Below are 25,798 nucleotides of genomic sequence, written 5' to 3'. Positions count from 1 at the left end.
GTTTTTGTTTTGTTCTTGTATTTTTTTTAACAATTTTATTAATATATTGAAAACACTAATCAGTTTAAACAAATGAAAAAAATTATTCCACTCATTGTTCTAGTTCTTTTGGGAGTATTGGGACTTGTATTTCCGTCCATCGACTTGTCTGATTTAAATAAGGCAGAATTTGATACGGGAGATACGGCCTGGTTGTTAACTTCTTCTGCATTGGTGTTGATTATGACACCTGGACTTGCTTTTTTTTACGGCGGTATGGTTAGCAAGAAGAATGTAATTTCAACGATGATGCAAAGCTTTATATGTATGTGTTTAATGACAATCCTCTGGGTCATTGTTGGCTTCAGTTTGGCTTTCGGCGATGATATCGGTGGTATTGTCGGTGATCCGCGTACATTTTTTATGATGAAAGGTACATTAGGGAATGTTGCTTGGGGAGCGCTTCCCACTATACCTTTGGTTTTGTTTGCGATGTTTCAATTGAAGTTTGCGATTATCACACCAGCATTGATTACGGGGGCTTTTGCGGAACGTATTCGTTTTAATTCATTTATGCTATTCATTATTCTGTTCAGTATTTTTATTTATATGCCATTGGCACATGCTACTTGGCACCCTGAAGGTATATTAGCAAAATTTGGTGTTCTTGATTTTGCCGGTGGTACAGTTGTGCACATGTCTGCTGGTTGGGCAGCATTGGCAGCAGCGATTTATTTAAAAGGACGTAAAACGCAAATTCATAATCCGGCGCGCATAAGCTACGTGATATTAGGTACAGCACTCTTGTGGTTTGGCTGGTTTGGATTTAACGCAGGTTCAGCTGGTGGAGCAAATTCTTTGGCAGCTTACGCTTTTGCGACAACGACCACAGCATCAGCCATGGCCGCTATGGCATGGATATTTGTTGATATCATACGTGGAAAGAAACCTTCAGCAATGGGGGCATGTATCGGTGCCGTTGTTGGATTGGTTGCGATTACACCAGCAGCTGGTTTTGTCAGTATTCCACATGCGATGATCATCGGCTTGGTTGGCGCGTTGGTTAGTAATCTGGTTGTATATCTGAGAAGTAAAACAAGTATCGACGATACGTTGGATGTATTTCCTTGTCATGGGGTAGGTGGCATGGTTGGTATGGTACTTACTGGTGTGTTTGCCCATCATAACATTAATTCTGTTGTTGTGGACAATGGTTTATTTTTTGGCGAAACGAAGTTGTTTTTTGTCCATATGGTCGCACTATTTGCGGTGTCATTTTTTGCCTTTGTTGGTTCACTTGTGCTATTGAAGATCACCGATCTTATTGCTCCATTGCGCGTCGAAGAGACGGATGAAGAGCTTGGTTTGGATGTTTCTCAACATGCAGAAGCATTGTAAACTAGTCGCAGTATAACGCATAGTTTATCCCAAACAATCTACTGCTTAGCGGTACATTGTTTGGGATATTTTTTGCATTTTTGTCCTGCCAGGAGGGGAATGTATGATACTATGTGCTATTTCCAGCAACTGTGCCTCTAAAAAGATTTTCAATGACTACTGAAATTAAAGATACTTTGCGTTCTGATTTTGAAAAAATGATGCGTTATTGCCTGCAGAAAAATGGTGATTTCGGTTTTAACCTATTTGGCGAATATGCAGTATCCGTATTAAATTTTTATGTCGGGAGTTCAATTTTGCCGCTCAACGAAAAACGTGCGGGTGCCTTGTTCCTTGTAAATCTCTACAATGCAGGTATCAGAAATGCAATCACGCCGGAAGATATTGAGGAAATAGCTGATGTACTGACACAGGACAAGACGCTAAACTACCCGCTATTAGCTCCGATCTTCGACTAATGTTTGGTCCATACAAGATCGCCGGTTTCATAGCCACATTGCAGGGCATAGGTTAAAAATTCATTTCTGATTTTATCTGGAATCTCCGTCTCACGGCCCAAAATCCACATATAGTCGAGATTGTCACCAAAAACGAGTGCGTATTTATAATCCGGCGTTATTTTTACAATATTATATCCACTGTAGAAAGGACCAAAGAACGATACTTTAAGTGCGCCTTCATTGGGGCTGTTGACAAATTTTGCTTTTCCGATAGACTGTTTCCAGCGTTCTTTGTCTTCGGAGTACCCTTGGTTATTGACACGTATTGTGCCATTTTTATTTTTGCTATATTCTGCGGAAACTTGACTTAAGCCTTTTTCCCAATAGAAGTCGAGTCTGGCTATCTCAAACCATTTTCCAAGATATTTATCCAAATCAAATGGATCCACGACATCAGGTCGCGAGACGACAGGTTTAAAGGCGTTATAAGCCACAGCCCCAAGTGCTATGCCAGTTAATAGTAACAGTGATTTTTTCTTATCCATGTTCATCTTCGAATATGTTTATTGTTAAAACAACAATTTTGATACCAATAAGGTTTAGACATACCGAGCTATTTTACTAATTTTGTTGACTAAAAATTTGTATCGGTGTATTCAAGGGAAGAGATAAAACAATTAAAACAGTTATTCTGGACGAAGTTTGGACAATTTATGGCTTTACATGCATCGGCAGATGGGGAGAAGGCAAATTGGATTAACTACAAGACAGGTATTAAGCATTTATACTTCAGAATGGATGCGGATAAGAAGCTGGTAAGTATTGCGATACAGTGGTCCCAACCTGATGCTGGGCTCAGGGCATTAATGGCAGAACAATTTCTTCAGTTTAAAGCATTGTTGCAGGATCTTCTTGAAGAAGAGTGGATTTGGGATATGGACGGAATGGACGAATATGGAAAGCCGATTTGTCGGATCTATACAAGCTTAACCGGTTACAGTATTTTTAAAGAGGATGACTGGGCCGAGCTCATTTCTTTTTTTAAGCCTCGAATAATTGCTTTGGATGAGTTTTGGTCATCGGCTAAGTATACGTTCGATATTTTCAAATAATTAACATTCAGTATAGTAAGATGAGTTATTACAGGTCTGATTCCGCTTTTCAACTCCAGTTTGTTGGAGCGTGTGGCGTTTTTCTAACAGGTAGGAGCTTCATCATCATTTAAAACAACAATCTAATGAAAAAAATGATCAAGGGTTTGCTGGCAATGGCATTGTGTTTTCAGCTTTCTTCGGTATTTGCGTGGGGGACAACAGGGCATCGTGTCGTGGCTGAAATTGCGGAACGCCATTTGACTAAAAAAGCCAAAAAGAATATTGGAAAAATCATTGGTCAGCAAAAGCTTGCGTATTGGGCCAACTGGGGTGATTTCATTAAGTCGGACCCAAATCCCGAGTTTAAAAAATTAGGTAATTCACATTTTATCAATTTAAATTCAAATTTACCTTGGGCAGAGTTTCAGTTGGGGCTTGAAAATTCAGCGGATGAAAATTTGTATAAAACAGCTATCCGAATCGAAAAATCTTTTGCTGATAAGACTATCCCTATGGATCAGCAAAAACAAAATCTTTATTTTTTGATCCATATCTTAGGGGATGCGCATCAACCTATGCATGTAAGCCGTGCTGAGGACCAAGGGGGGAATGAGATCGAAGTAAGCTGGTTTGGAAAAAAATCAAATATTCATCGTGTTTGGGATAGTGATTTGGTAGACAATGAGAAGTATAGTTATACCGAGTTTGCAACTGTTTTGGATGTGAACAACAAAAAAGAGAATGAACAGCTGGCGGCAGGAGAGCTCGCTAACTGGTTGTATGAGTCAAATCAATTGGCTGAAAAGATTTACGCTGACGTAGCCAATAATGCCAATTTATCGTACTCCTATGTTTATCAAAACAAGGATATTATGGAACAATGTATGCTAAAAGGTGGCTTAAGGTTAGCTAAAGTATTAAACCGAATTTTTGGTTAATATTACGGCTACCGTAAATTATTAAAAAGGCGTATCCTGAAACGATACGCCTTTTTTGTCCTAGTACGTCATTGCGATTACATTGATTTTATGCTTTCATTTAAACAATGTTTCTAAATTAGTTGTTTCCTCTATGTTAAAATCAATTTCAATGACTATCCCGCAATTATTTAGAAAAATTGTTCCCTTTGCCAAACCCTATAAACGTCTGATAGTTTACACCTTGCTTTTGACTGTCGTGGGGTCTTTTGCGGCGCAGATTAATGCTTTTATCTTACGTTATACTGTCGATCAAATTAACGATTTGATGGTCGCTAAAGAACCTTTGTCCAAGGGGATGTATATCGTCGGAATGATCAGTATCATTTTGCTTGTTAAGGAGATTGTTTACGCGATTGTCCAGTTCGGCCAGAAATTTTATGGGGAGAAACTTCGGATTTATATTGCGCGGGATTTTTCCCAATCTATCGTCAATCGTATTTTGACCTATAAATTAGCATTCTATACCTCTTCTGACAACGAAAGTGGAAAATTAGCCACTCGGATAGATGCGGGAATTAGTTCGTTGACGCGATTGGTGCAGAATTTTTTCATTGATATTCTACCTTTATTTGCAAATGCGATTATTGCGTTGATCTGTATGTTTTATGCTAATGTATATGTCGGTTTGGTTGGGGTGGCTGTCATTCCTTTATACCTTTACATTAGTCAGACCCAAGCGTCAAAATTGACGGGGTTTAGAAGGCAAATGCGCAAATATCGTGAATCCAAAAATAACCGAATTATCGGTTTGATTGATTCAATTTTAGTGATCAAATCATTCGTTCGCGAGCCAGAAGAAGCAAAACGCCATGAGAAGATTCAATATGAGATGACTGAAAATCAAATGGAAACCCGGAAAACCAGTTTCCTGTATGATAGCATTAAAAATTTTGCCGAACAGATAGCAGTAGTTATTATTATTGTTTTAACGGCCTACCTGGTGCTTTCCGGTCAGATTACCATTGGTGCTATAATGTTTCATATCATGTTATTTAATAACGTTTCGGCGCCAATACGTCAGTTGCACCGTATTTATGATGAGGTAAACGATGCCCTGATCTATTCAGAATCTTTCTTCGAAATTTTGGAATCTGACGAGCATATTGAATCAAAGGGTGATTATAAGCCAGCACATATTCAAGGACATTTGGCCTTACGGAATGTATTTTTTGAATATCCAAATGGAACCGTTGCTTTAAAGGATGTGAATTTTGAGATAAAGCCGAATGAAATCACAGCTTTAGTGGGGCTTAGTGGGGCGGGAAAAAGCACGATTATCAACTTATTGGATAAATTTTACGAACCCAGCAGCGGCCAAATTTTTTTGGATGGGGTAGATCTGGCAAAGTATGATACAGCGTTTCTCCGTCGACATATTGGTATGGTATTGCAGCGTAATCATATTTTTAAAGGGACTATCTTTGAAAATATCGAATATGGTAAGATGGGAAGTTCTAGGGAAGAAATCTTTGAAGCAGCCAAGAAAGCCTATATTCATGAACAGATTATGGATCTGCCCAAAGGTTACGATTCCGATGCGCAGTCACTATCAGGGGGCCAACAGCAGCGGATCGCCATAGCCCGTTTATTTTTAAAAAATCCACCGATTATTTTTCTCGACGAACCTACAGCTAATTTGGATGCTATCGCGACCGAACAGATTAAAAATAGTTTGGATGCCATAAAGAAAGACCGTACAGTAATTATCGTTTCCCATAGTATCTCTCAGATCATCGATTCCAATGCCATTGTGGTTATGGAAAAGGGAATGGTGGTGGAGAAAGGGCAACATGAAGATCTATACGCACATAAAGGAACTTATTATGATATTTTCTCAGCAATGGCCAATAGTTTAAACCTGAGTAAAATAAGCAGAACATTACAAACAGATGAAAGGTGAGGTATTATTAACTTGTGCGACTATGTAGAATCATGCCAATGACCACCATGACAATACCAATACAGGAATATACATTTGGAAGCGCCGCCTGCAGGATAAGAATTTCGCCAACCAACGTAAAAATGACTTCCATGGCCTGTGTTGCCTCTACAGCTGCCAATGCTTTATGGTCCTGATGAACAAGATCGGTAGCTGAGAAAAATAAAAGTGTGGCAATTACTCCCGAACAGATGGCTACTAAAAAGGTTTGCAAGAGTTGACTGTCAGTGGGTAGACCATTATCTAAATAGCCAAATAGGCTCAGGATAATCCAAAATGGCATACTACAGAGTGTCATGCCGAGTGTACGTTGAAAAGCATCCAATCTATTGTTCGATATTTTCATCATTTTACGGTTACCTAAGGGATAGGCAATAGCGCCTATCAACACTGGGATGGTCCCCAATAGCATTGTATTTAAGGAAGTTGACTGAGCTTCTGAAATTTGCATCAAAAGAATACCTAAAAAAATAAGGATGGAGAAGAGGAGTGAAGCTTTTGAAATGCTTTTTCGTTGGCCTTTTTTATCAAGTAGCGGACCAATAAACATGCCGGCTATAATGGTGAATTCGAAGGTACTAGCTACGAGCCAAGATGGGCCATAATTTGCGCCATAGGTAAGTGTTGCATAGAATAGCCCGAATCCGATCGTACTCCAAAGAAGCCATTGCCAAAGGTTGGATCTGATTTCTTTGAGTAAATCGATGAGGTTTCCTCTTATGGCAACAATGATAAGTAAGATTGGAAGCATCCAAATAAAACGTAAAGAGGCTGTCCATTGCCAACTTCCACCGGAGACTGCCATAATTCGGTTTAGAACGAAGGTGCTGGCAAAAAATAATGCAGCTAGCGTTCCTAAAAAAAGTGCATTTTTTTTATTCTTTTTTATTGTAAATTGGATTGGCATAAATAAAAGGAGTGCGATGTATACTTAACTTTGTGAAAGTAAGCAAATGTCCGTTCAAACGGAAATGAAACAAAAACTAATTGATTTTTATCGCGATTTTCTCATTTAAAATTCCTTATTTTGCCTAATCAATAAAACAAGTAGTAAGAAAATTAATCAAGATGATTATACAACCAAGAACTAGAGGTTTTATTTGTTTAACCTCGCATCCACAAGGGGCTGCGCAAAACATTAAAAATCAAATTGAATACGTGAAATCCAAAGGTGAGATCGCGAATGGTCCAAAGAAAGTATTGGTAATCGGTGCTTCTACTGGATTTGGTATTGCATCTCGGATTTCTGCAGCATTTGGTTCTGGAGCTGCTACAATCGGTGTATTTTTTGAAAAACCTGCAGCAGAAGGCAAGCCAGGAACTGCTGGATGGTACAATTCGGCAGCTTTTGAGAAAGAAGCCCATGAGGCGGGATTATATGCCAAAAGTATCAATGGCGATGCTTTTTCGGACGAAGTGAAAAAACAAACTATTGAACTTATTAAAAAGGATCTAGGTCAGGTTGATCTAGTGGTTTATAGTTTGGCATCACCACGCCGTACGCATCCAAAAACTGGCGTAGCACACGCTTCTGTTTTGAAACCTATCCAAGAACCTTTTACCAACAAAACGGTAGATTTTCATACGGGTGTAATTTCAGACATTACCATTCAGCCTGTTGAAAATGAAGAAGATATTGCGAATACTGTAGCTGTTATGGGTGGAGAAGACTGGAAGTTTTGGATCGAAGATCTTAAAGCTGCTGGTGTGTTAGCTGAAGGAGCAAAAACAGTTGCCTATTCTTACATAGGTCCTGAACTTACTTATCCAATTTACCGCAATGGTACGATTGGTCGTGCAAAGGATGATTTAGAAGGAACAGTGCCTGCAATAAACGCGATTTTGAGCGATATTAATGGTGTATCCTATGTATCGGTGAATAAAGCCTTGGTTACGCAATCAAGTTCAGCTATTCCAGTTGTTCCTTTATACATTTCTTTATTGTATAAAGTCATGAAGGAAAAAGGTATTCATGAAGGTACAATTGAACAAATGCAACGTTTGTTTGCTGAGCGACTTTATACCGCTGACGGAAAGGTATTGCTTGATGACAAAGGTCGTATCCGTGTTGATGACTTAGAAATGCGTGAAGATGTTCAGGCTGAAGTTGCAGTATTATGGGAGAAAGCAACAACTGAAAATTTAGCCGAAATTTCAGACATTGAAGGTTATCGTAACGAGTTTTTCAATTTGTTCGGTTTTAATTTCGACGGTATCGATTACAACGCTGATACCAATGAGGTTGTTGGTGTACCTAGTATTGAAGGTTAATTTTAACGGATATACCTACAAAAAGAGCGGATAATGTTTAAACATTATCCGCTCTTTTTGTAGGTATATCTTTGATGCTATGTCTATATGTTTAGGAAACTATGGTGTCAGCTCCCGCCGTTTTTGATAGAGTAGGTTGCCAACAACGGCAAAACCAATAGAGACCATAATGGTACTAAATGGGTATATCGCTGTCATACCCATATTATTGGCCACAAAGCCAATTAAAGGGCCTGTGATACCTAGTGAAATGTCTATAAATAGTCCGTAAGCAGCGAGAGCAGAGCCTTGTTGACTTTGATCTACCCGCTTAATGGCTTCGACACCAAGCGCTGGAAATACCAGTGAGAAGCCAAAACCCGTTAATGCTGCGCCCAATAGAGTCCATAATGGATCAATAGCCACGGCGATAACCATGAGACCTAATGTTTCAACGAAAAGACTCACTAAAGCAACTTTAAGTCCGCCATATTGGTCAATAACCTTATTGAAAATAAGCCGTGTTAAAATGAAGAATACGCCAAATATAGTTAAGCAAGCTGCGCCATTTTGCCAATTGAAATATTCATAGTAAAGCGTCATAAAAGTGGAGATACTGCCAAAGCCTAGACCTCCTAAAGCAAGACAGATTCCAAAAGGTGCTACTAAAAGCAATACGCGTTTAAAACTCACTTTTTCAGCCTTTTTTCGTGCCACTTGGTAGGGGGTTTTAGCGCGACAATAAAAATAACCAAGGAGGCCAACTGCACTGGTCAGTAGAGCCAAAGCTTCGTAATTGATATGATCCACCATCAAAACACCTAAGGGGGCACCAATAGCCAATGCCCCATAGCTCGCTATGCCATTGAACGAGATCGCTTTGGCTGCATGTTCATCGCCAAGTTCCATCAGCGCCCAATTTATGGGGCTGGCACCTACCAAACCCTCACCGATTCCGGTCAATAGTCTGGTGATCAACAGAAGTCCTAAACTGATAAAGGGCTGTGATTTAAATAGGAAAACAAGTAGGAGTAGGAGACCCGACAAGGCAAAAAATAGCATACTGCGTAAAACAGAAACTTTTGGTCCTTTCGTGTCAACAATTTTTCCGGCATAACCTCGAAGCAGAAAAGTAGCAATATATTGAATACTAATGACCAAACCCGCAACAATTGTGTTAAATCCTAAAGTTTGATGAATAAAAATGGGTAGGGTTGCAAGCGATAGGCCGATGGTGAAATAACCGAGGAAAGTTAAAGAGACATAGCCTAAAATCTTTTGATTGACCTCCCGAAGAGAAACTGTCATTTTAAAAAATTTTAGGCAAAAATACGTCTTTGGGCTTATTTTTAGAAATTAAATCAATAAACAACTGTCTCTTTAATATCACAATTCTTTTCGAGCCATTGCTGATCAAATTGTTTTGGAGAAACTCTTTTGCCCTGATAGATGTAATAAATTTTTTCTGCCTCACCCTTCACTGGCGGACCGGGTATTTTGTTTACGATTTTTTCTTCAGGGCAGTCTTGTATTAATGCCTGCTCCTTATTTTGGCGGGTTTTACATGAAGTGAACGCAGCTACAACGATAAAAAGATACAATAGTTTATTCATGAGTTTAGTTTTAATAAAATAATTAACGTATTACTTGCGTGGAATGCGACATTAATTTGTGAAATAACATACAACTTTTTGAACGACTATTTGTTCTATAAAGGATATCTGAAAGGCTAGAAGCCTGATAGGAAAAGTTGACATAAGAAAAGTTAAATTGAATAATTGATTGTAGAAAACATGAGAAGAAAAGCAACAGCCCAATGGAATGGCAATCTTAAAGAAGGAAAAGGTAGTCTGACTACAGACAGTACAGCATTGGATCATACACAGTATTCGTTTTCAACCCGGTTTGAAAATGGAGTTGGAACAAATCCCGAGGAATTATTGGCAGCTGCACATGCCGGATGTTTTACGATGCAATTGAGTGCTTATCTTTCTGAAGCTGGTTTTGTTCCCGAAGAATTAACAACTGTATCGACAATCGTTTTCGAAAATGGTTCAATTGTGCGGTCCGAACTTGAGTTAACAGGGAATGTTCCGACTATAAGCGAATCTGAATTTCAGACAATAGCGCAAAAGGCTAAAGAAAACTGTCCCGTGAGTAAGGCATTCAGTTTCGAAAAAACCTTAAATGCAAAACTACTGTGAAAAATGGGCTATAATGAATAAAAACTTGGTCTTTTTTCGTAAAAAGGAGAAAAAGCTGTTATTTTGAATATATAACAAATAATTAGCAATATTGAGTTTTAATCAATTTAGTTTTGGTTCAGAAAAAGAAAAACAAGTTAAATTCAACTGCCCTTGCAGAAAAAAATCTGGAGGCTGGAAAGATATTTTTGGAAAAGTATGCAGATCAACAAGGTGTCGTTATATGTGCATCAGGTTTACATTATAAGGTATTAACAAGAGGGGCAGGGCAAATACCGAAAAAATCTGCGAAGGTCATCTGTCATTATAAGGGTGAGCTCTTAGACGGAACGGTGTTCGATAGTTCCTATAAACGGAAACGTCCCGAAACGTTCTACATCAATGAACTTATCGTGGGTTGGCAGGAAGCAATTTCCATGATGCCTGTTGGATCAATCTGGGAGGTTTGTCTTCCACCCAATTTGGCTTATGGAAAAGAAGAGTTGATGCCCAGAAAAGGAGGGCAATGCACCTTGATATTTCAAATTGAATTAATTGCAATTTTGGCTTAATTCCAGTAAAGTACATAAAATAAAGCCCGCATCACGAGATACGGGCTTTTTATTTATTGAAGCATTTTTATTCTACTTCTTTTATTTTCGCATTGATTTCAGCAGTTTTAGCTTCGTCTTGCATAAAAATATAGTAGTTCTTTAAATTTGTTAAAGCATCTACATTCTTTGGTTGCAAAGAAACTGCTTTCTCCAAGTAAGGAAGTACTGGCTTTAATTCTGCTTTAATCTTATTTAATTCTGCATCATATTGGGCTTGCGTCAATTTTCTGTTGTTATTAACAACATTTAATTTTTCGCGTGTTTTGTTCATCAAAGTGATAGCTAAATTGGTATTTGCTTCAAAAAAGTTTGGATCGATTTCTAATGCTTTTTTGTACGCCGCAACCGCTGCTTCATCATTTTTTGCTGAAGATTGAGCGATGCCTAAGTAATAATTTAGGCTTTTATTGTTCGGGTCTTTTGCTAGTTGTGCGGTAATTGCATCAATAGTTTCTTTCTCGTGGCCTGTAATCAGATTTAGCTCGATATTTTGAGTCATTGCTGCATTGTCATCCGGATAGGCTTCAGCCGCTTTTTTTGCATATTCAAGCGCAGAGGTCGTATCTTGCATAGATAGGTACAATTTAGGTAGGTCTACCATGATTGTTTTATGCGAAGAGAAATCTTTTCTTGGAATTAATTCTTTGTACCTTTCAATGGCATTTTTATAATCTTTATTAGATAATGCTGCAACACCACTGTAATAAGTTACTAATGTATCTCCAGGAAGGTAAGTCAGTGCTTTTGTAAAAGAACTATAGGAATCAGCATATTTTTGAGCCTGATATTCTTCTGCTCCCAAATTGAAGTTATATTGTCCTAATATTTGTTCTGCAACATTAATATTTGCTTTATTAGCACCATCTGTATCCAATTGTTTTGCTTTTGCAATGCCATCCTCAGCCAACTTTGCCAATTCAGAAGATTTATCTATTGTTGATAGATTTGCGTTTACTAACGCATATACTGTCCATGCTTCAGCATTGTCTTTTGTTTTGTCATTGACAACAGCTGCGTCAATAGCTTCTTTTGCAGATTTCAGATTGGGGATACCCAATTGAACCGTGCCAGCATCTTTCAATTCCTGAAATTTTGCCAGGCCAGTTTTTGCCTTTTTAATATTACCGGTTTGCGCAAAAGAAACTGAGGTCGATACAGTACCTATTGCTGCTAATAATAATAGAGATTTTAAATTCATATCTATTTAACTGTTAATTGATTCAATAATAAATTCACTCTGTCCAGTTGAGATGCGTCATCAATAAGCTTATAATATTTAGCCAAAGCTTTAAGTGCATTGATATCATATGGCTTTATCTCATTTGCTTTCAACAGATATTCGATAGTCAGTTCTTGTATATCTTGGTTCGAAGGTTCCTTTAACAAAGTCTCCAGATTGATTAAACCCAATGCAAGGTTAGATTCGTAATTATTGGGATCCAATCGCAATACATTGTTATAATATTCTTTCGCTCGTTTAATATCATTGGCATTTTCATAGGAATAGCCAGCGATATAGTTCAGCTCAACATTTTCGGGCTCCAAACGGATTGCATCGGCAATGACATTAAGGATAGCATCATAGGAATGATTAGCTGAATAAACATCAATTAATCTAAAAAGTATCTGTTTATTTTCAGGAAATATTGCATGTCCTTTTTCAAGAACGTTTAAGACATCCTGTTTAGTACCTCCAAGCGAATAAATATGTGCTAATTCAAGAAAGTAATTTGGCTTGGGATGCTCACCCTTGATCAGTTCCTCATAATATTTGATCGAGTTCATGTAATCTTTATTCTTGCCTGAAAGTACAGCAAGATTATATTTCAGATCACTATTTTTGAACCCAAGTGAATCAATGCGAAGATAAGCTTTATAAGCTTTGTCAAATTTGCCATCTTTTAAAGCCAAAGCTCCCTGATAGGAGATGGCTCCAGCAAGATTTTGACGAATATAGTCCATCTCTGCAGGAAAGTTTCGACGTGCTTTTTTTTGATCCAGAAGCTTAAGTGATTTGATGGATACGTCGATAGGATCCATTTTATAGGGCTGCTTCCTTGTTGAATCTGCAACTGCCAAGGAGCTATATACCAATGCTCTTAAAAGGTTATTGTTGACGGAAGCCGAATCTTTCTTCGATTGGAAGGCAGCGTCTGCAAACTTTCGCGCATTTTCAAGATTTTTAAATTCGCCAGTTTTGGTATATAAAGCAAAACTGTTGCTGCCCTCTTTCAAATTGGATTGGGCAACAACAGTTAAACTACTTGCAGATATTAACAATGATATCAGTAAGTTTTTCATTAGACTATTTATTCTTCGTTTGAGTCCGTGTTTTCTTCAGAAGTCGAATCTCCATTTTCTGTTGACTCTTCGGTCAGTTCAGATTCTTCTTCGGATTCTTCTTCACGATCGACTTTCGTAATAGAAGCGATCTCGTCGTTATCTTTTAAATTAATGAGTCTTACACCTTGCGTTGCACGTCCCATTACTCTTAATTCTTCAACAGCAATACGGATAACGATACCAGATTTATTGATGATCATTAAATCTTCGTTGTCTGTAACGCCTTTTATTGCAACGAGTTCGCCTGTCTTATCTGTGACGTTGATTGTTTTCACACCTTTACCACCACGATTCGTTACGCGATAATCTTCGATATCTGTCCGTTTTCCGTATCCTTTTTCAGAAACGACCAACACGGTAGTTTCCGAATCATTCACACTAATCATGCCAATCACTTCATCACTTTCAGTCGCCAATGTGATCCCGCGTACGCCCGTTGCTGTTCTTCCCATTGGACGTACAGTAGATTCATTGAATCGAATTGCTCGACCAGAACGGAGTGCCATGACAATTTCACTGCTTCCAGTAGTCAAACAAGCCTCAATTAATTGATCGCCTTCATTAATATTGATGGCATTGATACCGTTTGCTCTTGGACGAGAATAGGCTTCCAAAGACGTCTTCTTAATGGTACCTTTTTTGGTACACATAATGATGAAGTTGTTTTCGAGATACTCCTGATCTTTTAGGTTCTTCACAAGGATAAAGGCCTTTATTTTTTCTTCTTTTGGAACGTTGATGATATTTTGAAGAGCACGACCTCTCGAGGTACGACTTCCTTCAGGAATCTCAAATGCACGTAACCAGAAACAACGGCCCGCTTCCGTAAATAGCAGCATATAGTTGTGTGCTGAAGCAGTAATGATATGCTCTGTGAAATCCTCTTCACGTGTATTTGTGCCAATTGATCCTCGACCACCGCGGCCCTGGCGTTTGTATTCGGATAATGGTGTACGTTTTACGTAACTATTGTGGGAGATTGTGATCACGATTTCTTCATCATCAATAAAATCTTCCATGCGCATATCTTCAGCAGAGTGTACAATCTGAGATCTACGTTCATCACCATATTTTTCCTTGATCTCAATTAACTCATCTTTGATGATTTTCATACGAAGTTCTTCGTCTTCCAATACAGATTTCAAGTAGTCAATTGTTTTCATCAATTCGGCATATTCCTCTTTAATCTTATCGCGTTCCAGTCCTGTTAAACGACGTAATGTCATGTCAAGGATAGCGCGAGCCTGAAGGTCGGACAGTCCAAATTTTTCCATTAATCCAACGCGTGCATCTTCTGGTGTATCCGAGTTACGGATCAATTTGATGACTTCATCCAAATGATCTAAGGCAATTAAATACCCTTCTAGAATATGAGCACGTTTTTCAGCTTCTGCCAGTTCATAGCGTGTACGTCTAACGATGACATCATGTCTATGCTCCACAAACTCATGAATCATATCTTTCAGATTCAACAGCATTGGCCTTCCTTTAACTAAAGCAATGTTGTTTACTGAAAATGAAGTTTGTAGCGCTGTGTATTTAAACAAATTGTTTAAAACTACATTTGCATTTGCATCACGTTTGATGTCATATACAATACGCATACCCGTACGGTCAGATTCATCACGGATGGCAGAGATACCTTCCAATTTCTTTTCGTTGACCAGTTCGGCTGTACGCTCGATCATATTGGCCTTGTTCACCTGATAGGGAATTTCGGTTACGATAATCTGCTCTCTTCCAGATTTAGTTGCTTCAATCTCCGCTTTTGCACGCATGACAATACGGCCACGTCCTGTATTACAAGCATCTTGAACCCCGGCATAGCCGTAGATCAATGCACCTGTAGGGAAGTCTGGGCCTTTGATGTGCTGCATCAATTCGGGTACCTCAATATCACGATTATCAATAAAAGCAATTGTACCATCGATAACCTCAGAAAGGTTATGTGGAGCCATATTTGTAGCCATACCCACAGCGATACCCGAAGCCCCATTTACCAAAAGGTTTGGAATACGCGTAGGAAGGACTGTTGGTTCTTGTAGGGAATCGTCAAAGTTATTTTGGAAATCAACAGTATCTTTGTTGATATCGGATAGCATTTCCTCGGCAATTTTCTTTAATCTCGCCTCAGTATAACGCATCGCCGCAGGTGGATCGCCGTCAATGGAACCGTAGTTACCTTGACCATCTACCAAAGGGTAGCGTAAACTCCAATCTTGAGCCATACGAACCATGGTGTCATAAACGGATGAATCACCATGTGGGTGATACTTTCCTAATACATCACCAACGATACGGGCAGACTTTTTGTAAGGCTTGCCACTGGTAACCCCTAAGTCCAGCATGCCATAAAGAACACGTCTGTGTACTGGTTTCATGCCATCTCGGGCATCAGGAAGTGCTCTTGATACAATGACAGACATGGAATAGTCAATGTATGCAGACTTCATCTGATCCTCGATGTTGATTGGGATAATCCGGTCGTTTGCCGGAACAAGATTGTTGTCGTTTTCTGTTTCTTCAGCCATATGAATTTGGTTTCAATAAAACTAGTAAGCAAGCCCTCTAAACTGGCTTGCTACGCATGCGAAGTTACAAAAATTTAACCTCAAAAGCGAATGATTCAAGCCCTAATATACACAAAAAAGACAATCTTTTATGGATTGTCTTGGTACTGATGTGCTATTGTTTTTATTTCAATTTTTTAAAGCGTAAACGAATTGAATTACCGATCACAATTAAGTCCGAAAAGGCCATACTTAGGGCTGCAAGCATAGGACCGAGAAAGCCAAGAGCGGCAAGCGGTATGGCAATAACGTTGTAGGCAAAAGCCCAAAATAGATTTTGTTTAATCGTCAATAGGGTATGATGACCTATTTTAAGTAGCTTCTCGATAGAGCGGAGATCGTTGTTTAATAAAACGACTTTTGCAGACTGAATAGCAATGTGTGTGGAATCTCCAAGCGAGATCCCCACATCGGCTGCGGTAAGGGCCGGTGCGTCATTGATGCCGTCGCCGACCATTGCTGTAGGACCATTCTTTTTGAGTTTGGACAAGATTGCTAACTTTTCTTCGGGAGATTTATCCCAGTATACGTCTGCAATACCGAGCTTCTGTGCAGTACGTTCACATTTGCTTTGACGGTCACCACTTAACAGAACAGGACGTATTCCTCTATCCTTGAGGTATTGTATAAGTTCTTTTGCATAAGGTTTTATTTGATCCTCAAGAATGATACCTGCAATAACGACCTCATTGATAGTTAATGTCAGGTCGTAACGGTTTGAGTAATCTTTTTGCCCAAGTTTGGCATTGCAAATGGAATAGTTGTTTCCATTGGTATCTGTCGCAAATATGCCTTTTCCCCGTATTTCATTGACCTCCTTGAAGATAATACGGTAGGATTTAATTTCCTTCAGTTGTTTTCGGATCGATTTGGCAATAGGGTGGCTGGAATAGCTTTCGAGCTGGGCTATGATCGATTCAACTTGTGATTGTTCAATGCCAAATGTCTGTATTGCTTTGATATTAAAATCACCAGTCGTTAAGGTACCGGTTTTGTCAAACACCATCTGTTTGAGTTCGGACATTTCCTCAATCGTACTTCCGCCTTTAATCAGTATTCCTTTTTTTGCGGCCCTTCCTAAGCCCACCATAACAGCGGTAGGAGTCGCTAAGCCCATTGCGCAGGGACACGATACAACAAGTGTGGCTATAGCATTCATTAAGGACTGCTGCAGCGGTAATTGCGCGATAAAATAGGTGATAAAAAAAGTAAAAAAAGAGATACTCACAACAATCGGCACAAAATAAGCAGCTACCTTATCACCGAACTTTTGAATAGGCGGTTTTTTACTTTGTGCATCTTTAATTAACTGAATAATCTGATAGAGTACACTTTTGGACCCGACTTTGGTCGCTACGATGCTGATATTACCTTCGGTCAGTAACGTACCACCAATGACAGTATCATACTTTAGCTTCTCAACGGGCATACTTTCTCCTGTCAACATGGATTCGTCTACCCAGCCTTGTCCTTCCAAAATATCGCCGTCGACAGGTATCTGATTTCCCGTATTCACTTTCAGAATATCACCGGATTTAACTTCTTTGGCCAGTATTTCTATTTCTTGATCGCCTTCGACCTTGATGGCATGCACGTCCTGATATTTAATCAGATCTTTGATTGCGGATGTCGTTTTGGTTACCGCCCGTTTTTCGAGCACGTTTCCTAAGAAAACTAATGTAATGATCGTAGCGCATGTTTCGTAGAATTGGTAATCATGTCCAAGATGATAATACGTACCTATAAGGCTATAAATAAAAGCTGCAGTAGAGCCCACAAAAATAAGGACATCCATGTTAGGCATTTTATTCCAAAGGGATCGGAACGCGCTGATTCCGAAGTAGGAAAAGCCAATAAGATATACAGGGGTGCACAGGCCTAACTGAATATAGGGATCATGAAGTAAGGGATAATCCGTAAACATATGACTCCACAAAGGTAGCGTAAAGGTCAAACAAATGAGGAACTTAAATTCAATTGAACGCCAGAAGCTAGGCTTCTTATCCTTACCTGCAATAACTTTGTAGCCCAAAGACTCGATACCTTTGACCAGCACAGGTATTTTTTCCACGGGGATCTCCGAAAATTTCACTTCATCTGAAGCAAAATCGACATATATGTCTTTTGCTCCGTTGTTTTCCAGGTATTTGTGGATTGAAATAGCACAATTTGCACAATGCATTCCGGTTACATTAAGTTCAGTCTGCACGTTGGATTCCTTCATTTAATAGCATGTAATGTCTTTAGACAAAGATAGGTATTTCCTGATAATGCTTTTTACGTAAAGTAAAATTGTTTAGCTTAGCAAGCCTGTTTATAGCCCCTTGACAAAGATGAACTTCAGTATTGGGTGGGGAGCATTAAAATTGGATACACAAAAGCAACTTTAAATTTAGGGTGAAAAATGACAAAATCAATTTCAATTTCTTTTGTTATAAGGATCATTTTATGGATCGCTCTGACGGCCTCATTCGTGCCTTTGGCAGATATTTACGAACAAAAGAAGACCATTAGAGATATCGCCTATGGGCTAAACACTTTTTTAACGGCGAGTGTCCTGATCTCGATTGGGCATTTTATACTTGTTAAACTATACAATAGCCGAAATGAACAACAGGTTGTCCGTGGTAATTTTGTGCTCGGAATTACGCGGGTTGCAACGGTAGGCAATGTTTTTTTTATCCTGGTGAGTTTAATGATCGCAGTCGGGATCAATCCGAAGGATTTTATCACCAGTATGACTATCGTTGCGATGGCAATCGCCGTTATTTTTAGAGAGTATATCACCAATATGATATCCGGTCTGATCATTATGTTTTCCGATCAGTTTTCTGTGGGAGACCGGATAAAAATAGGCGAGTACCAAGGGAAAATTGTCGATATTACCTTGGCCAATCTAGTTGTACGGGATGAAGATGACGATGCTGTTATGATTCCAAATAATTTGGTATTTACGGCCACTCTGGTCAATAAAACCTCTCAAAAGTCCAATAAGATCGTTGTCAAATTTGAACTACCGATTGATCGAGCTGTTGCTGTGGCGGAACTGGAACGATATTTAAGTCCTTTATTTCAAAAGAATCCAAATTTAGATCACTCCCAGGGCTTTACGATCAAAGTTGCCGACCTTGCTAAAGATTATATCAAGTATAAAGTTGAGGTGAGTACAATTTCGTCAAGCAACAAGATACATCAACAGGTACAAAGCCGGATATTGAATGAAATTTTGCAATTTCAGCGTATACAAGGTTAAATTTTTCTCACCTTCACATTTTTAACAAAATGGTGACTTCCTTTCTCCAGAATGAGATCTGCACGATATCGCGTAGGTAAGATATTCTTGATTAGATTGGGTTTATTAATCTCATTCCAGATATTTACAGCCATGGACTGGCTTTCGTCAGCTGTCATATTCGCATATTTATGGAAAAATGATGCTGGATTTTGGAACGCTGTTGCCCGAAGCGACTCAAAACGGTTGGTGTACCATTCAATCAAGTTTTTTTCACTGGCGTGTACATAAATTGAATAATCAAAAAAATCGGAAACGAACACGCTGTGTCCCTTTCGCGGGCGCTGGGAGTTCACTTGTAAAACATTGATTCCTTCCACAATTAGAATATCGGGTTGTTCGATGATTTGTTGCTGCTCGTCGGGCAATACATCATAGACCAAGTGGCTGTAGACGGGAACGGCAATTTTTGGGGCACCTGACTTCACCGCAGAAAGAAAATGGATCAACCTTTTGGCATCATAGCTTTCCGGAAAGCCTTTTCGATTTAGAATGCCGCGGTCGATAAGTTGTTTATTTGGATAAAGAAAGCCATCTGTAGTCACCAGATCTACTTTTGGTTTGGAGGGTAGTAAACTGAGCACACGTTGTAAAACCCTAGCTGTAGTACTTTTTCCAACTGCAACCGAACCCGCGATACCAATGATGTAAGGTAGTTTGCTTTCTTCCTTGCCAAAGAAACGGTTTGTCCGTTGATGGAGACTTTGGAAACGATCGATATGAATCTCAAGCAGATGACTCAAGGGAAAGTAGACTTCTTCTATTTCCTGGTTTGTCAAAGGTTCATTCAGCGCATGTAGATTTTCCAGGTCTTCGACACTGAAGTTGTGCAATACTTTTCCATTTAAATTTTTCCAGTCTTCACGTTTGATCGATCTAAAAGGTGAGTCTATTGCTATTTGTGGATCCAATTGCATTGTTGCTTTATTTTTATTCCAAGTATCTCTAGTCAGAAGCAAATTCACCTTTTTCCGCTAACACGCGTTTTTAAAGATCATTTTTGCGCGGACAAATATAAATAGTGTTCCCCGTTATCCCAAGAAACATTACAAATGATTTGAAGTTATGACAATGGGATTTGATAATATTTTGTGGACAGGACACTTTTCAGCAATTTTAAACAACCGCTGTTTTTGAACCTCATCTAAATCTCCTTTAAAGCTGATATAGCATTGTATATAGGTAGTTTGCTGCTGCTCACTTGTTTGTACTTCATAGGATAAGCGCACCAAGACTTCTTCCAGAAGCCAGTTCTTGCGATCAGCATACATTTTGACCGTAATCGCTTTGCAGCTACCCAAAGAGGATAGCAAGAGCGGAGTTGGGTTTATACCCTGATCTTCACCGCCTACGTCTGTCGGTTCATCAACCGTTAGTTGATGTTTTCCATATTGTACTGTCGTTGTATAGGGGATTTTCCCTATTGAAACGATTACTTCATTGTCCATAAGCGATTAAAATTATGATTCAACGTCTTCTAGTAGCCCTTCAATAATGAGGCTTCCTGTTGCAGGGTTTGTTGCCAACGGGACATTATAAAGATCACATACACGCATGAGCATTTGAATATCTGGTTCATGGGCGTGTTTTCCTAGTGGATCGCGAAAGAAAATAATACCATCAACTTTTCTTTCGGCCGCTAAAGCTGCGATTTGTGCATCACCACCCATGGGGCCACTCAATTTCAATTCCACAGGCAAGCCTGTCTGTCTAACATAAGAACCCGTAGTACCTGTGGCAATGATATTGGCGCGTTCCAATAATTCCTGGTGGTCTTTGACAAATGCGACCATTTCAGGTTTTTTGCCGTCGTGGGCTATTAATGCAATTGTTTTTTTCATCAGTATATAATTAAATGTAAAAGAATCGGCTCAAATCTGAAAACAGAACCTTTCTCGATCGGTTTTGTATGTTATTTAAAGAATATATAGGATATAATAATAGCGGCTATCACACCGGCCAATTCAGCTAGTAGAGCGCAGGGTAGTGCATGTCGCGTACGTTTAATACCTACTGCTCCAAAATAAACAGCGAGGACATAAAAAGTGGTTTCTGTTGATCCCTGAATAACACAGGCAACCCGAGCTGCAAAATCCATTGGTCCTTTGGCGTTCATCAGATCGACCATAAGTCCACGCGCGCCGGAGCCGCTCAAAGGTTTCATAAAGGCGACCGGTAGGGCGTCAACAAATGATGTGTCCAAACCGCACAGGGCGATCCCCTTGGAAATTCCTGCTACCATATAATCCATTGTTCCGGATGCTCTAAAAACAGCAATCCCAACCAGCATTGCAACGAGGTAGGGGATTATTTTAACAGAAACCTCAAAGCCTTCTTTGGCTCCTTCAATAAAGGAATCGTAAACATTTACCTTACGGAAAAGTGCCAAGCCAATGAAAGAAGTGAATAAGCTAAATAAGATAACGTTCCCAAACACCTTGCTAAATATCTCTATTTCTGCTTGTTGTAATCCCGAAAAGTAATAAAGCAAGCCGCCGATAAACAATCCCATTGCGCCCAGGTAGCCAAGTACAACACGGTTGAATAAATTAATTTTTTGGTAAATGGAAACGAGAATCAATGCAACTAGCGTGGAAAAGAAGGTCGCAATCAGAATCGGCAGAAATACATCCGAAGGATCTGGCGCTCCGGCTTCCTTCCGATAGGCCATAATTGAAATCGGCAAAAGCGTTAAGCTCGAAGCATTGAGCACAATAAACATGATCTGAGCATTGGTCGCTGTTTCCTTATTTGGATTGAGCTCCTGGAGTTCTTTCATGGCTTTAAGCCCCAATGGCGTCGCCGCGTTGTCTAAACCGAGTGCATTGGCCGAAAAATTCATAAGAATCGAACCCAGTGCAGGGTGATTTTTTGGTATTTCAGGAAATAGTTTGTGGAAAAAAGGGCCTACGATTTTTGCAAAAATATTGATCATACCACCTTTTTCCCCAATTTTCATAATCCCAAGTGCAAAGCTCATCATACCAATCAATCCCAAGGATATTTCTGCACCTGTTTTTGCACTGTCAAAGATGGAGTTTACAATTTGTTGGAAGATTTCTGTATCTCCGAAAAAGATGAGTTTTACAAGGGCTACGGCAAATGTGATTAAGAAAAATGCAACCCAAACGTAGTTTAATGCCATATAGATTTAAAATATGCGTAAAAGTAATCTTTTAGAACTTATCCATCAACTTGCTCCATGGATTTTTCTTCTTATTTTGACTCTTTTCTTTAATGAGATGCGCAACGATATAATCCAATGTGTCTTCATGTTCGCTGATCATTTTATCGGATAAGGAGATCAATTTCTGTATATTATTGGGCGAAGCTGCATCTAATGATGCATTGATACTCGATAGATTGGCCGGTTCTATCCGGAGATAATTTTGTTGCTTACCGTTACTCTGAAAGAGTTGCCGGATAAAAAATTCGGTACTCTCTGAAGATGCACTCGTCATAATGTCAACTAAAGCGGGACCGATTTGTATAGCAAGTTTCTTCTTAAAATGTTCGTAATTATAAGCTGTTTTTGACATTCCAGTTCCTAAGGATACCATAAACATGTCGTTTATCTGTGTGCTGTTAAAAGCCTTTAAAACTTCAAGTAAGCCACATATGGAGGGGTTTTGAGCAAACACACCGCCATCAATCAAAGGATATCTTGTTTTTGAAAGGGAATAGATCTCTGCAACAGGAAAAAATGTGGGTGCAGCAGATGTAGCCTTGCAGACATCTTTAAGGTAGAAATCCCGCGCTTCGCCGTGCGTAATTGCCTTTTGTTGTCTGAAAAAATGATTCTTCCGTAATTCAATGTTATAGGCCGTGATGATACAAGGCTTGATAAGATGGCTCAACCTTGCATTTTGAAAATACTCATCCAAAACGTCTGATAATGTGTTGGACGAGTAGAGTTCGCTGACAAGGCCAAATCCACCGAGAAAACGTCTCCATTTGGAAGCGTTGAAAATTTCAGTGCCATGATTAACAAATAAGTTTAAGGCATCCCGCGCAGAAAATTTCGGATGGGTGGGATTGCCTTCTTCCGGATACAAAAGAATACTTGTCAGAATTCCGCCGCTACTTGTACCTGCAATAAAGTCAAAGTAGGAGGCAATCCGTGCATTGGGATCCATGGTCTGTTTTTGTAACTTCTCTTCCAGAGCCACGAGAACCATTGCAGGAATAATACCCCGGATACCACCACCATCAAGCGCGAGAATATTCTTCATATGCTAAGAACTGATTTAGTTAACGATATGTAAATATAATAAATGTCTACAATTGGCAGGAGTCATATATTGGTGACAATTGTATCCTACATCCTGTGTTTAAATGCATAGCGAATCTTTTTAGTCATATCACCTTCGACAGCGTCGTGCTACCCGCTTAACAGTTTCTTGGTTAACAGGGATTTACTAGGAAGTTTATAGGGATATAACAGGGGGTTAACAAGGGTTTACCCCTGTTATACCCCTGTTAACCCCCTGTTAACCCCCTGTAAAACCCCTGATAATATAAAAGATAATGAAAAGATTATACAGATCTGATAAGATTGGAGATACGACAGAGAGGAATCTCGTGGTTTGTGGGTGTATTGGACCGTTGTAAACGCTTTTATAAGTTCGACCTAAACAAAAAAAAGCTGCCTCAAATTTTATTGAGGCAGCTTTTTTAGCGAGTATAGATACCGATTTAATTGAACCAAGCAAATACTTCGTCTTTCGTTGGCATATTGATATCTAGTTTCAGTTTTTTACGCATACCACCAAGATCATTAAAAACCTTGTTCGGATTCGCTTCTTTTAAAGCTTCAATGGTTGTAAAGCCCATTTTTTGTAAGGCGGGAACCCAGGCTGCAGGAATGCCTTGTTCCTCATAATCTTTCACTTCTGCTACTTTGGCTACTTTTTCAGGTCGCATTTGTGGGAAGAAAAGAACTTCTTGGATTGATGCATTATCGGTCAAGAACATGATTAAACGGTCCATACCGATTCCAAGTCCAGAGGTCGGTGGCATTCCATATTCCAATGAACGAAGGAAATCCTGATCAATAAACATGGCTTCATCATCACCTTTCTCAGAAAGGCGCAATTGATCTTCAAATCGTTCACGTTGATCAATTGGATCATTAAGCTCTGAATAAGCATTGGCAATCTCTTTTCCACAAACCATCAGCTCAAAACGCTCGGTTAAATCAGGATTATCTCTGTGCTTCTTCGTTAAAGGAGACATTTCTTTTGGATAATCTGTAATGAATGTTGGCTGTATGTAGTTTCCTTCACATTTTGCACCAAAAATTTCATCGATCAATTTGCCTTTACCCATGGTTTCGTTTACATCGATGCCCATTGCTTTGGCGGCAATACGGATCTCCTCTTCAGATTTTCCAGTAATATCAAATCCAGTAAATTCCTTTATGGAATCTGTCATCGATATCCGTTTATACGGTGCTTTGAAGTCAATTTTATGTTCGCCGAAGGTAGCTTCAGTCGTTCCGTTTACAGCCAACGCACAATGTTCTAATAGACGTTCTGTAAAGTCCATCATCCAGTTGTAGTCTTTATAGGCTACATAAATTTCCATTGCGGTGAACTCTGGATTGTGGGTACGATCCATTCCTTCATTACGGAAGTTTTTAGAAAATTCGTATACACCATCAAATCCACCAACGATTAGTCTTTTTAAATAAAGCTCGTTGGCGATACGAAGATATAATGGAATATCTAAAGCATTATGGTGTGTAATAAACGGACGTGCTGCAGCACCGCCTGGAATGGACTGTAGGACAGGTGTTTCTACTTCCATATACCCCGCGTCGTTAAAGAACTGACGCATCGCATTGAAAAGCTTCGTACGTTTGATAAATATGTCTTTGTTACCTGGATTTACGATCAAATCCACGTAACGCATTCTATAGCGTTGCTCTGGGTCTGTAAAGGCATCAAAAGTTTTACCTTCTGCAGATTTAACGACAGGTAGGGGACGTAGCGATTTGGATAAAACGGTAAGTTCTTCTACGTGTACTGCAATAGCCTCGGTTTGTGTTGTAAAGACATAGCCTTTGATACCAACGATATCTCCGATATCCAATAGCTTTTTGAAAACGACATTGTATAGGTCTTTATTCTCATCAGGACAGACATCGTCACGCTTAATATAAGCTTGAATACGTCCGGTAGAGTCTTGAATTTCAAAAAATGAAGCACTACCCATCACACGACGACTCATGATACGTCCAGCAATGGTAATGTTCTTGTAATTCAATTTATCTCTATCGTAATTTTCTAAAATATCAGCAGCATGTGCATTGACGACAAATTCGTTTGCTGGAAATGGATCAATTCCCATATCCATCAACGATTGCATCGCTTGTCTTCTAAGTTGTTCCTGTTCGGATAATACAGTACTCATTCGGTATGAATAATATTTAAAATGTGAAAATCACGCAAAAATAGCCATTTTTTTCAATTCTTTTTATGGATTTTTTTTGAAAACGCTGTAGCGAAAGGAAATTGCTTTCCGTTATATGGGATAAAAATAGTTAAATAGTGATATTATTACAGGGGACATTCGGCTATTTGATTTTGAGTTTTATAATTTTAATTTCGCTATCTCCTCGAAAAAAACGTTCATAATGAAGGGGAGTATTCGATAAATTGTTTACATAGTATGCGCTATTGATTGCATATGAAAGGCAATTTGTCTAAGTTTGA

23 protein-coding genes are annotated in these 25,798 nt (G+C 39.2%); 9 read left to right on the top strand and 14 right to left on the bottom strand.

Going from position 1 to position 25,798, the window contains the following annotated elements:
- Positions 1-72 precede the first annotated feature (72 nt).
- Positions 73-1,377 carry an ammonium transporter gene (locus tag ACLCDV_RS14720; protein ID WP_343566783.1) on the top strand — a complete coding sequence of 435 codons (1,305 nt, stop codon included), beginning with the start codon at positions 73-75 and terminating at the stop codon, positions 1,375-1,377.
- A 152-nt stretch (positions 1,378-1,529) separates the two neighbouring features.
- Positions 1,530-1,835 (top strand): hypothetical protein, encoded by a 306-nt coding sequence (locus ACLCDV_RS14715; RefSeq protein WP_411971503.1) that lies wholly within the window; start codon positions 1,530-1,532, stop codon positions 1,833-1,835.
- Here the strand turns inward: ACLCDV_RS14715 and ACLCDV_RS14710 are convergent.
- Positions 1,832-2,368 carry a lipocalin family protein gene (locus ACLCDV_RS14710; RefSeq protein ID WP_240199576.1) on the bottom strand — a complete coding sequence of 179 codons (537 nt, stop codon included), beginning with the start codon at positions 2,366-2,368 and terminating at the stop codon, positions 1,832-1,834. The two genes, ACLCDV_RS14715 and ACLCDV_RS14710, sit on opposite strands and share 4 nt — an antisense overlap.
- 99 nt (positions 2,369-2,467) lie before the next feature.
- On the opposite strand from ACLCDV_RS14710, the gene ACLCDV_RS14705 reads away from it, so the two are divergent.
- From ACLCDV_RS14705 to ACLCDV_RS14695, 3 genes are all read left to right on the top strand, one after another.
- Positions 2,468-2,929, top strand: a complete 462-nt coding sequence (locus tag ACLCDV_RS14705; RefSeq protein WP_411971502.1) for a DUF4268 domain-containing protein — start codon at positions 2,468-2,470, stop codon at positions 2,927-2,929.
- A gap of 125 nt (positions 2,930-3,054) precedes the next feature.
- Complete coding sequence (locus tag ACLCDV_RS14700; protein WP_411971501.1) at positions 3,055-3,849, top strand: S1/P1 nuclease; 795 nt, start codon at positions 3,055-3,057, stop codon at positions 3,847-3,849.
- Positions 3,850-4,000: 151 nt separating this feature from the next.
- Entirely contained in the window at positions 4,001-5,791 is a 1,791-nt protein-coding gene (locus tag ACLCDV_RS14695; protein WP_411971500.1) for an ABC transporter ATP-binding protein, read from the top strand.
- Positions 5,792-5,798: 7 nt separating this feature from the next.
- Here ACLCDV_RS14695 and ACLCDV_RS14690 read toward each other — a convergent pair whose 3' ends face one another.
- Entirely contained in the window at positions 5,799-6,737 is a 939-nt protein-coding gene (locus tag ACLCDV_RS14690) for a multidrug resistance efflux transporter family protein (protein ID WP_411971499.1), read from the bottom strand.
- 161 nt (positions 6,738-6,898) lie between these two features.
- On the opposite strand from ACLCDV_RS14690, the gene fabV reads away from it, so the two are divergent.
- On the top strand, positions 6,899-8,101 hold the full coding sequence (gene fabV / locus ACLCDV_RS14685; RefSeq protein ID WP_411971498.1) for an enoyl-ACP reductase FabV: 1,203 nt from the start codon (positions 6,899-6,901) through the stop codon (positions 8,099-8,101).
- Positions 8,102-8,200: 99 nt separating this feature from the next.
- On the opposite strand, the gene ACLCDV_RS14680 is transcribed toward fabV, so the two are convergent.
- Together ACLCDV_RS14680 and ACLCDV_RS14675 are read right to left on the bottom strand one after the other, a co-directional pair.
- Complete coding sequence (locus ACLCDV_RS14680; RefSeq protein ID WP_411971497.1) at positions 8,201-9,388, bottom strand: MFS transporter; 1,188 nt, start codon at positions 9,386-9,388, stop codon at positions 8,201-8,203.
- Positions 9,389-9,441: 53 nt separating this feature from the next.
- Positions 9,442-9,693, bottom strand: a complete 252-nt coding sequence (locus ACLCDV_RS14675) for a hypothetical protein (protein ID WP_317666257.1) — start codon at positions 9,691-9,693, stop codon at positions 9,442-9,444.
- A 180-nt stretch (positions 9,694-9,873) separates the two neighbouring features.
- Here ACLCDV_RS14675 and ACLCDV_RS14670 point away from each other — a divergent pair, with 180 nt between their 5' ends.
- Both ACLCDV_RS14670 and ACLCDV_RS14665 read left to right on the top strand, forming a co-directional pair.
- On the top strand, positions 9,874-10,284 hold the full coding sequence (locus ACLCDV_RS14670) for an OsmC family protein (RefSeq protein WP_317666259.1): 411 nt from the start codon (positions 9,874-9,876) through the stop codon (positions 10,282-10,284).
- Positions 10,285-10,397: 113 nt separating this feature from the next.
- Positions 10,398-10,835 (top strand): FKBP-type peptidyl-prolyl cis-trans isomerase, encoded by a 438-nt coding sequence (locus ACLCDV_RS14665; RefSeq protein ID WP_411971496.1) that lies wholly within the window; start codon positions 10,398-10,400, stop codon positions 10,833-10,835.
- A 67-nt stretch (positions 10,836-10,902) separates the two neighbouring features.
- Here the strand turns inward: ACLCDV_RS14665 and ACLCDV_RS14660 are convergent, their stop codons facing one another.
- From ACLCDV_RS14660 to ACLCDV_RS14645, 4 genes are all read right to left on the bottom strand, one after another.
- Entirely contained in the window at positions 10,903-12,075 is a 1,173-nt protein-coding gene (locus tag ACLCDV_RS14660; protein WP_411971495.1) for a tetratricopeptide repeat protein, read from the bottom strand.
- Between the two features lie 2 nt (positions 12,076-12,077).
- A complete protein-coding gene (locus ACLCDV_RS14655) occupies positions 12,078-13,178 on the bottom strand; it encodes a hypothetical protein (protein WP_317666262.1) in 1,101 nt (366 codons plus the stop codon).
- An 8-nt stretch (positions 13,179-13,186) separates the two neighbouring features.
- The gene (gene gyrA, locus ACLCDV_RS14650) at positions 13,187-15,751 is read right to left on the bottom strand and encodes a DNA gyrase subunit A (protein ID WP_317666263.1); all 2,565 of its coding nucleotides are present in this window, start codon (positions 15,749-15,751) and stop codon (positions 13,187-13,189) included.
- A 163-nt stretch (positions 15,752-15,914) separates the two neighbouring features.
- A complete protein-coding gene (locus ACLCDV_RS14645; RefSeq protein ID WP_411971494.1) occupies positions 15,915-18,014 on the bottom strand; it encodes a heavy metal translocating P-type ATPase in 2,100 nt (699 codons plus the stop codon).
- Between the two features lie 180 nt (positions 18,015-18,194).
- Here ACLCDV_RS14645 and ACLCDV_RS14640 point away from each other — a divergent pair, with 180 nt between their 5' ends.
- Complete coding sequence (locus ACLCDV_RS14640) at positions 18,195-19,043, top strand: mechanosensitive ion channel family protein (RefSeq protein WP_317666265.1); 849 nt, start codon at positions 18,195-18,197, stop codon at positions 19,041-19,043.
- Here ACLCDV_RS14640 and coaA read toward each other — a convergent pair.
- The 6 genes from coaA to lysS form a co-directional block, all read right to left on the bottom strand.
- Positions 19,040-19,999, bottom strand: coding sequence for a type I pantothenate kinase (gene coaA, locus ACLCDV_RS14635; RefSeq protein ID WP_317666266.1), 960 nt, complete (start codon positions 19,997-19,999; stop codon positions 19,040-19,042). The two genes, ACLCDV_RS14640 and coaA, sit on opposite strands and share 4 nt — an antisense overlap.
- Before the next feature lie 129 nt (positions 20,000-20,128).
- Positions 20,129-20,530 (bottom strand): OsmC family protein, encoded by a 402-nt coding sequence (locus ACLCDV_RS14630; protein ID WP_317666267.1) that lies wholly within the window; start codon positions 20,528-20,530, stop codon positions 20,129-20,131.
- 12 nt (positions 20,531-20,542) lie between these two features.
- Positions 20,543-20,923, bottom strand: coding sequence for a methylglyoxal synthase (locus ACLCDV_RS14625; protein WP_046673562.1), 381 nt, complete (start codon positions 20,921-20,923; stop codon positions 20,543-20,545).
- Between the two features lie 71 nt (positions 20,924-20,994).
- Positions 20,995-22,227 (bottom strand): nucleoside recognition domain-containing protein, encoded by a 1,233-nt coding sequence (locus ACLCDV_RS14620; protein ID WP_317666270.1) that lies wholly within the window; start codon positions 22,225-22,227, stop codon positions 20,995-20,997.
- A 31-nt stretch (positions 22,228-22,258) separates the two neighbouring features.
- Positions 22,259-23,314 (bottom strand): patatin-like phospholipase family protein, encoded by a 1,056-nt coding sequence (locus ACLCDV_RS14615; protein WP_411971493.1) that lies wholly within the window; start codon positions 23,312-23,314, stop codon positions 22,259-22,261.
- 463 nt (positions 23,315-23,777) lie between these two features.
- Entirely contained in the window at positions 23,778-25,496 is a 1,719-nt protein-coding gene (gene lysS, locus ACLCDV_RS14610) for a lysine--tRNA ligase (RefSeq protein ID WP_411971492.1), read from the bottom strand.
- Positions 25,497-25,798: the final 302 nt, after the last annotated feature.

This window comes from Sphingobacterium sp. Lzh-3 (assembly GCF_046764375.1).
Taxonomy (GTDB): Bacteria; Bacteroidota; Bacteroidia; order Sphingobacteriales; family Sphingobacteriaceae; genus Sphingobacterium.
This window is presented reverse-complemented; position numbering and strand designations above follow the sequence as displayed.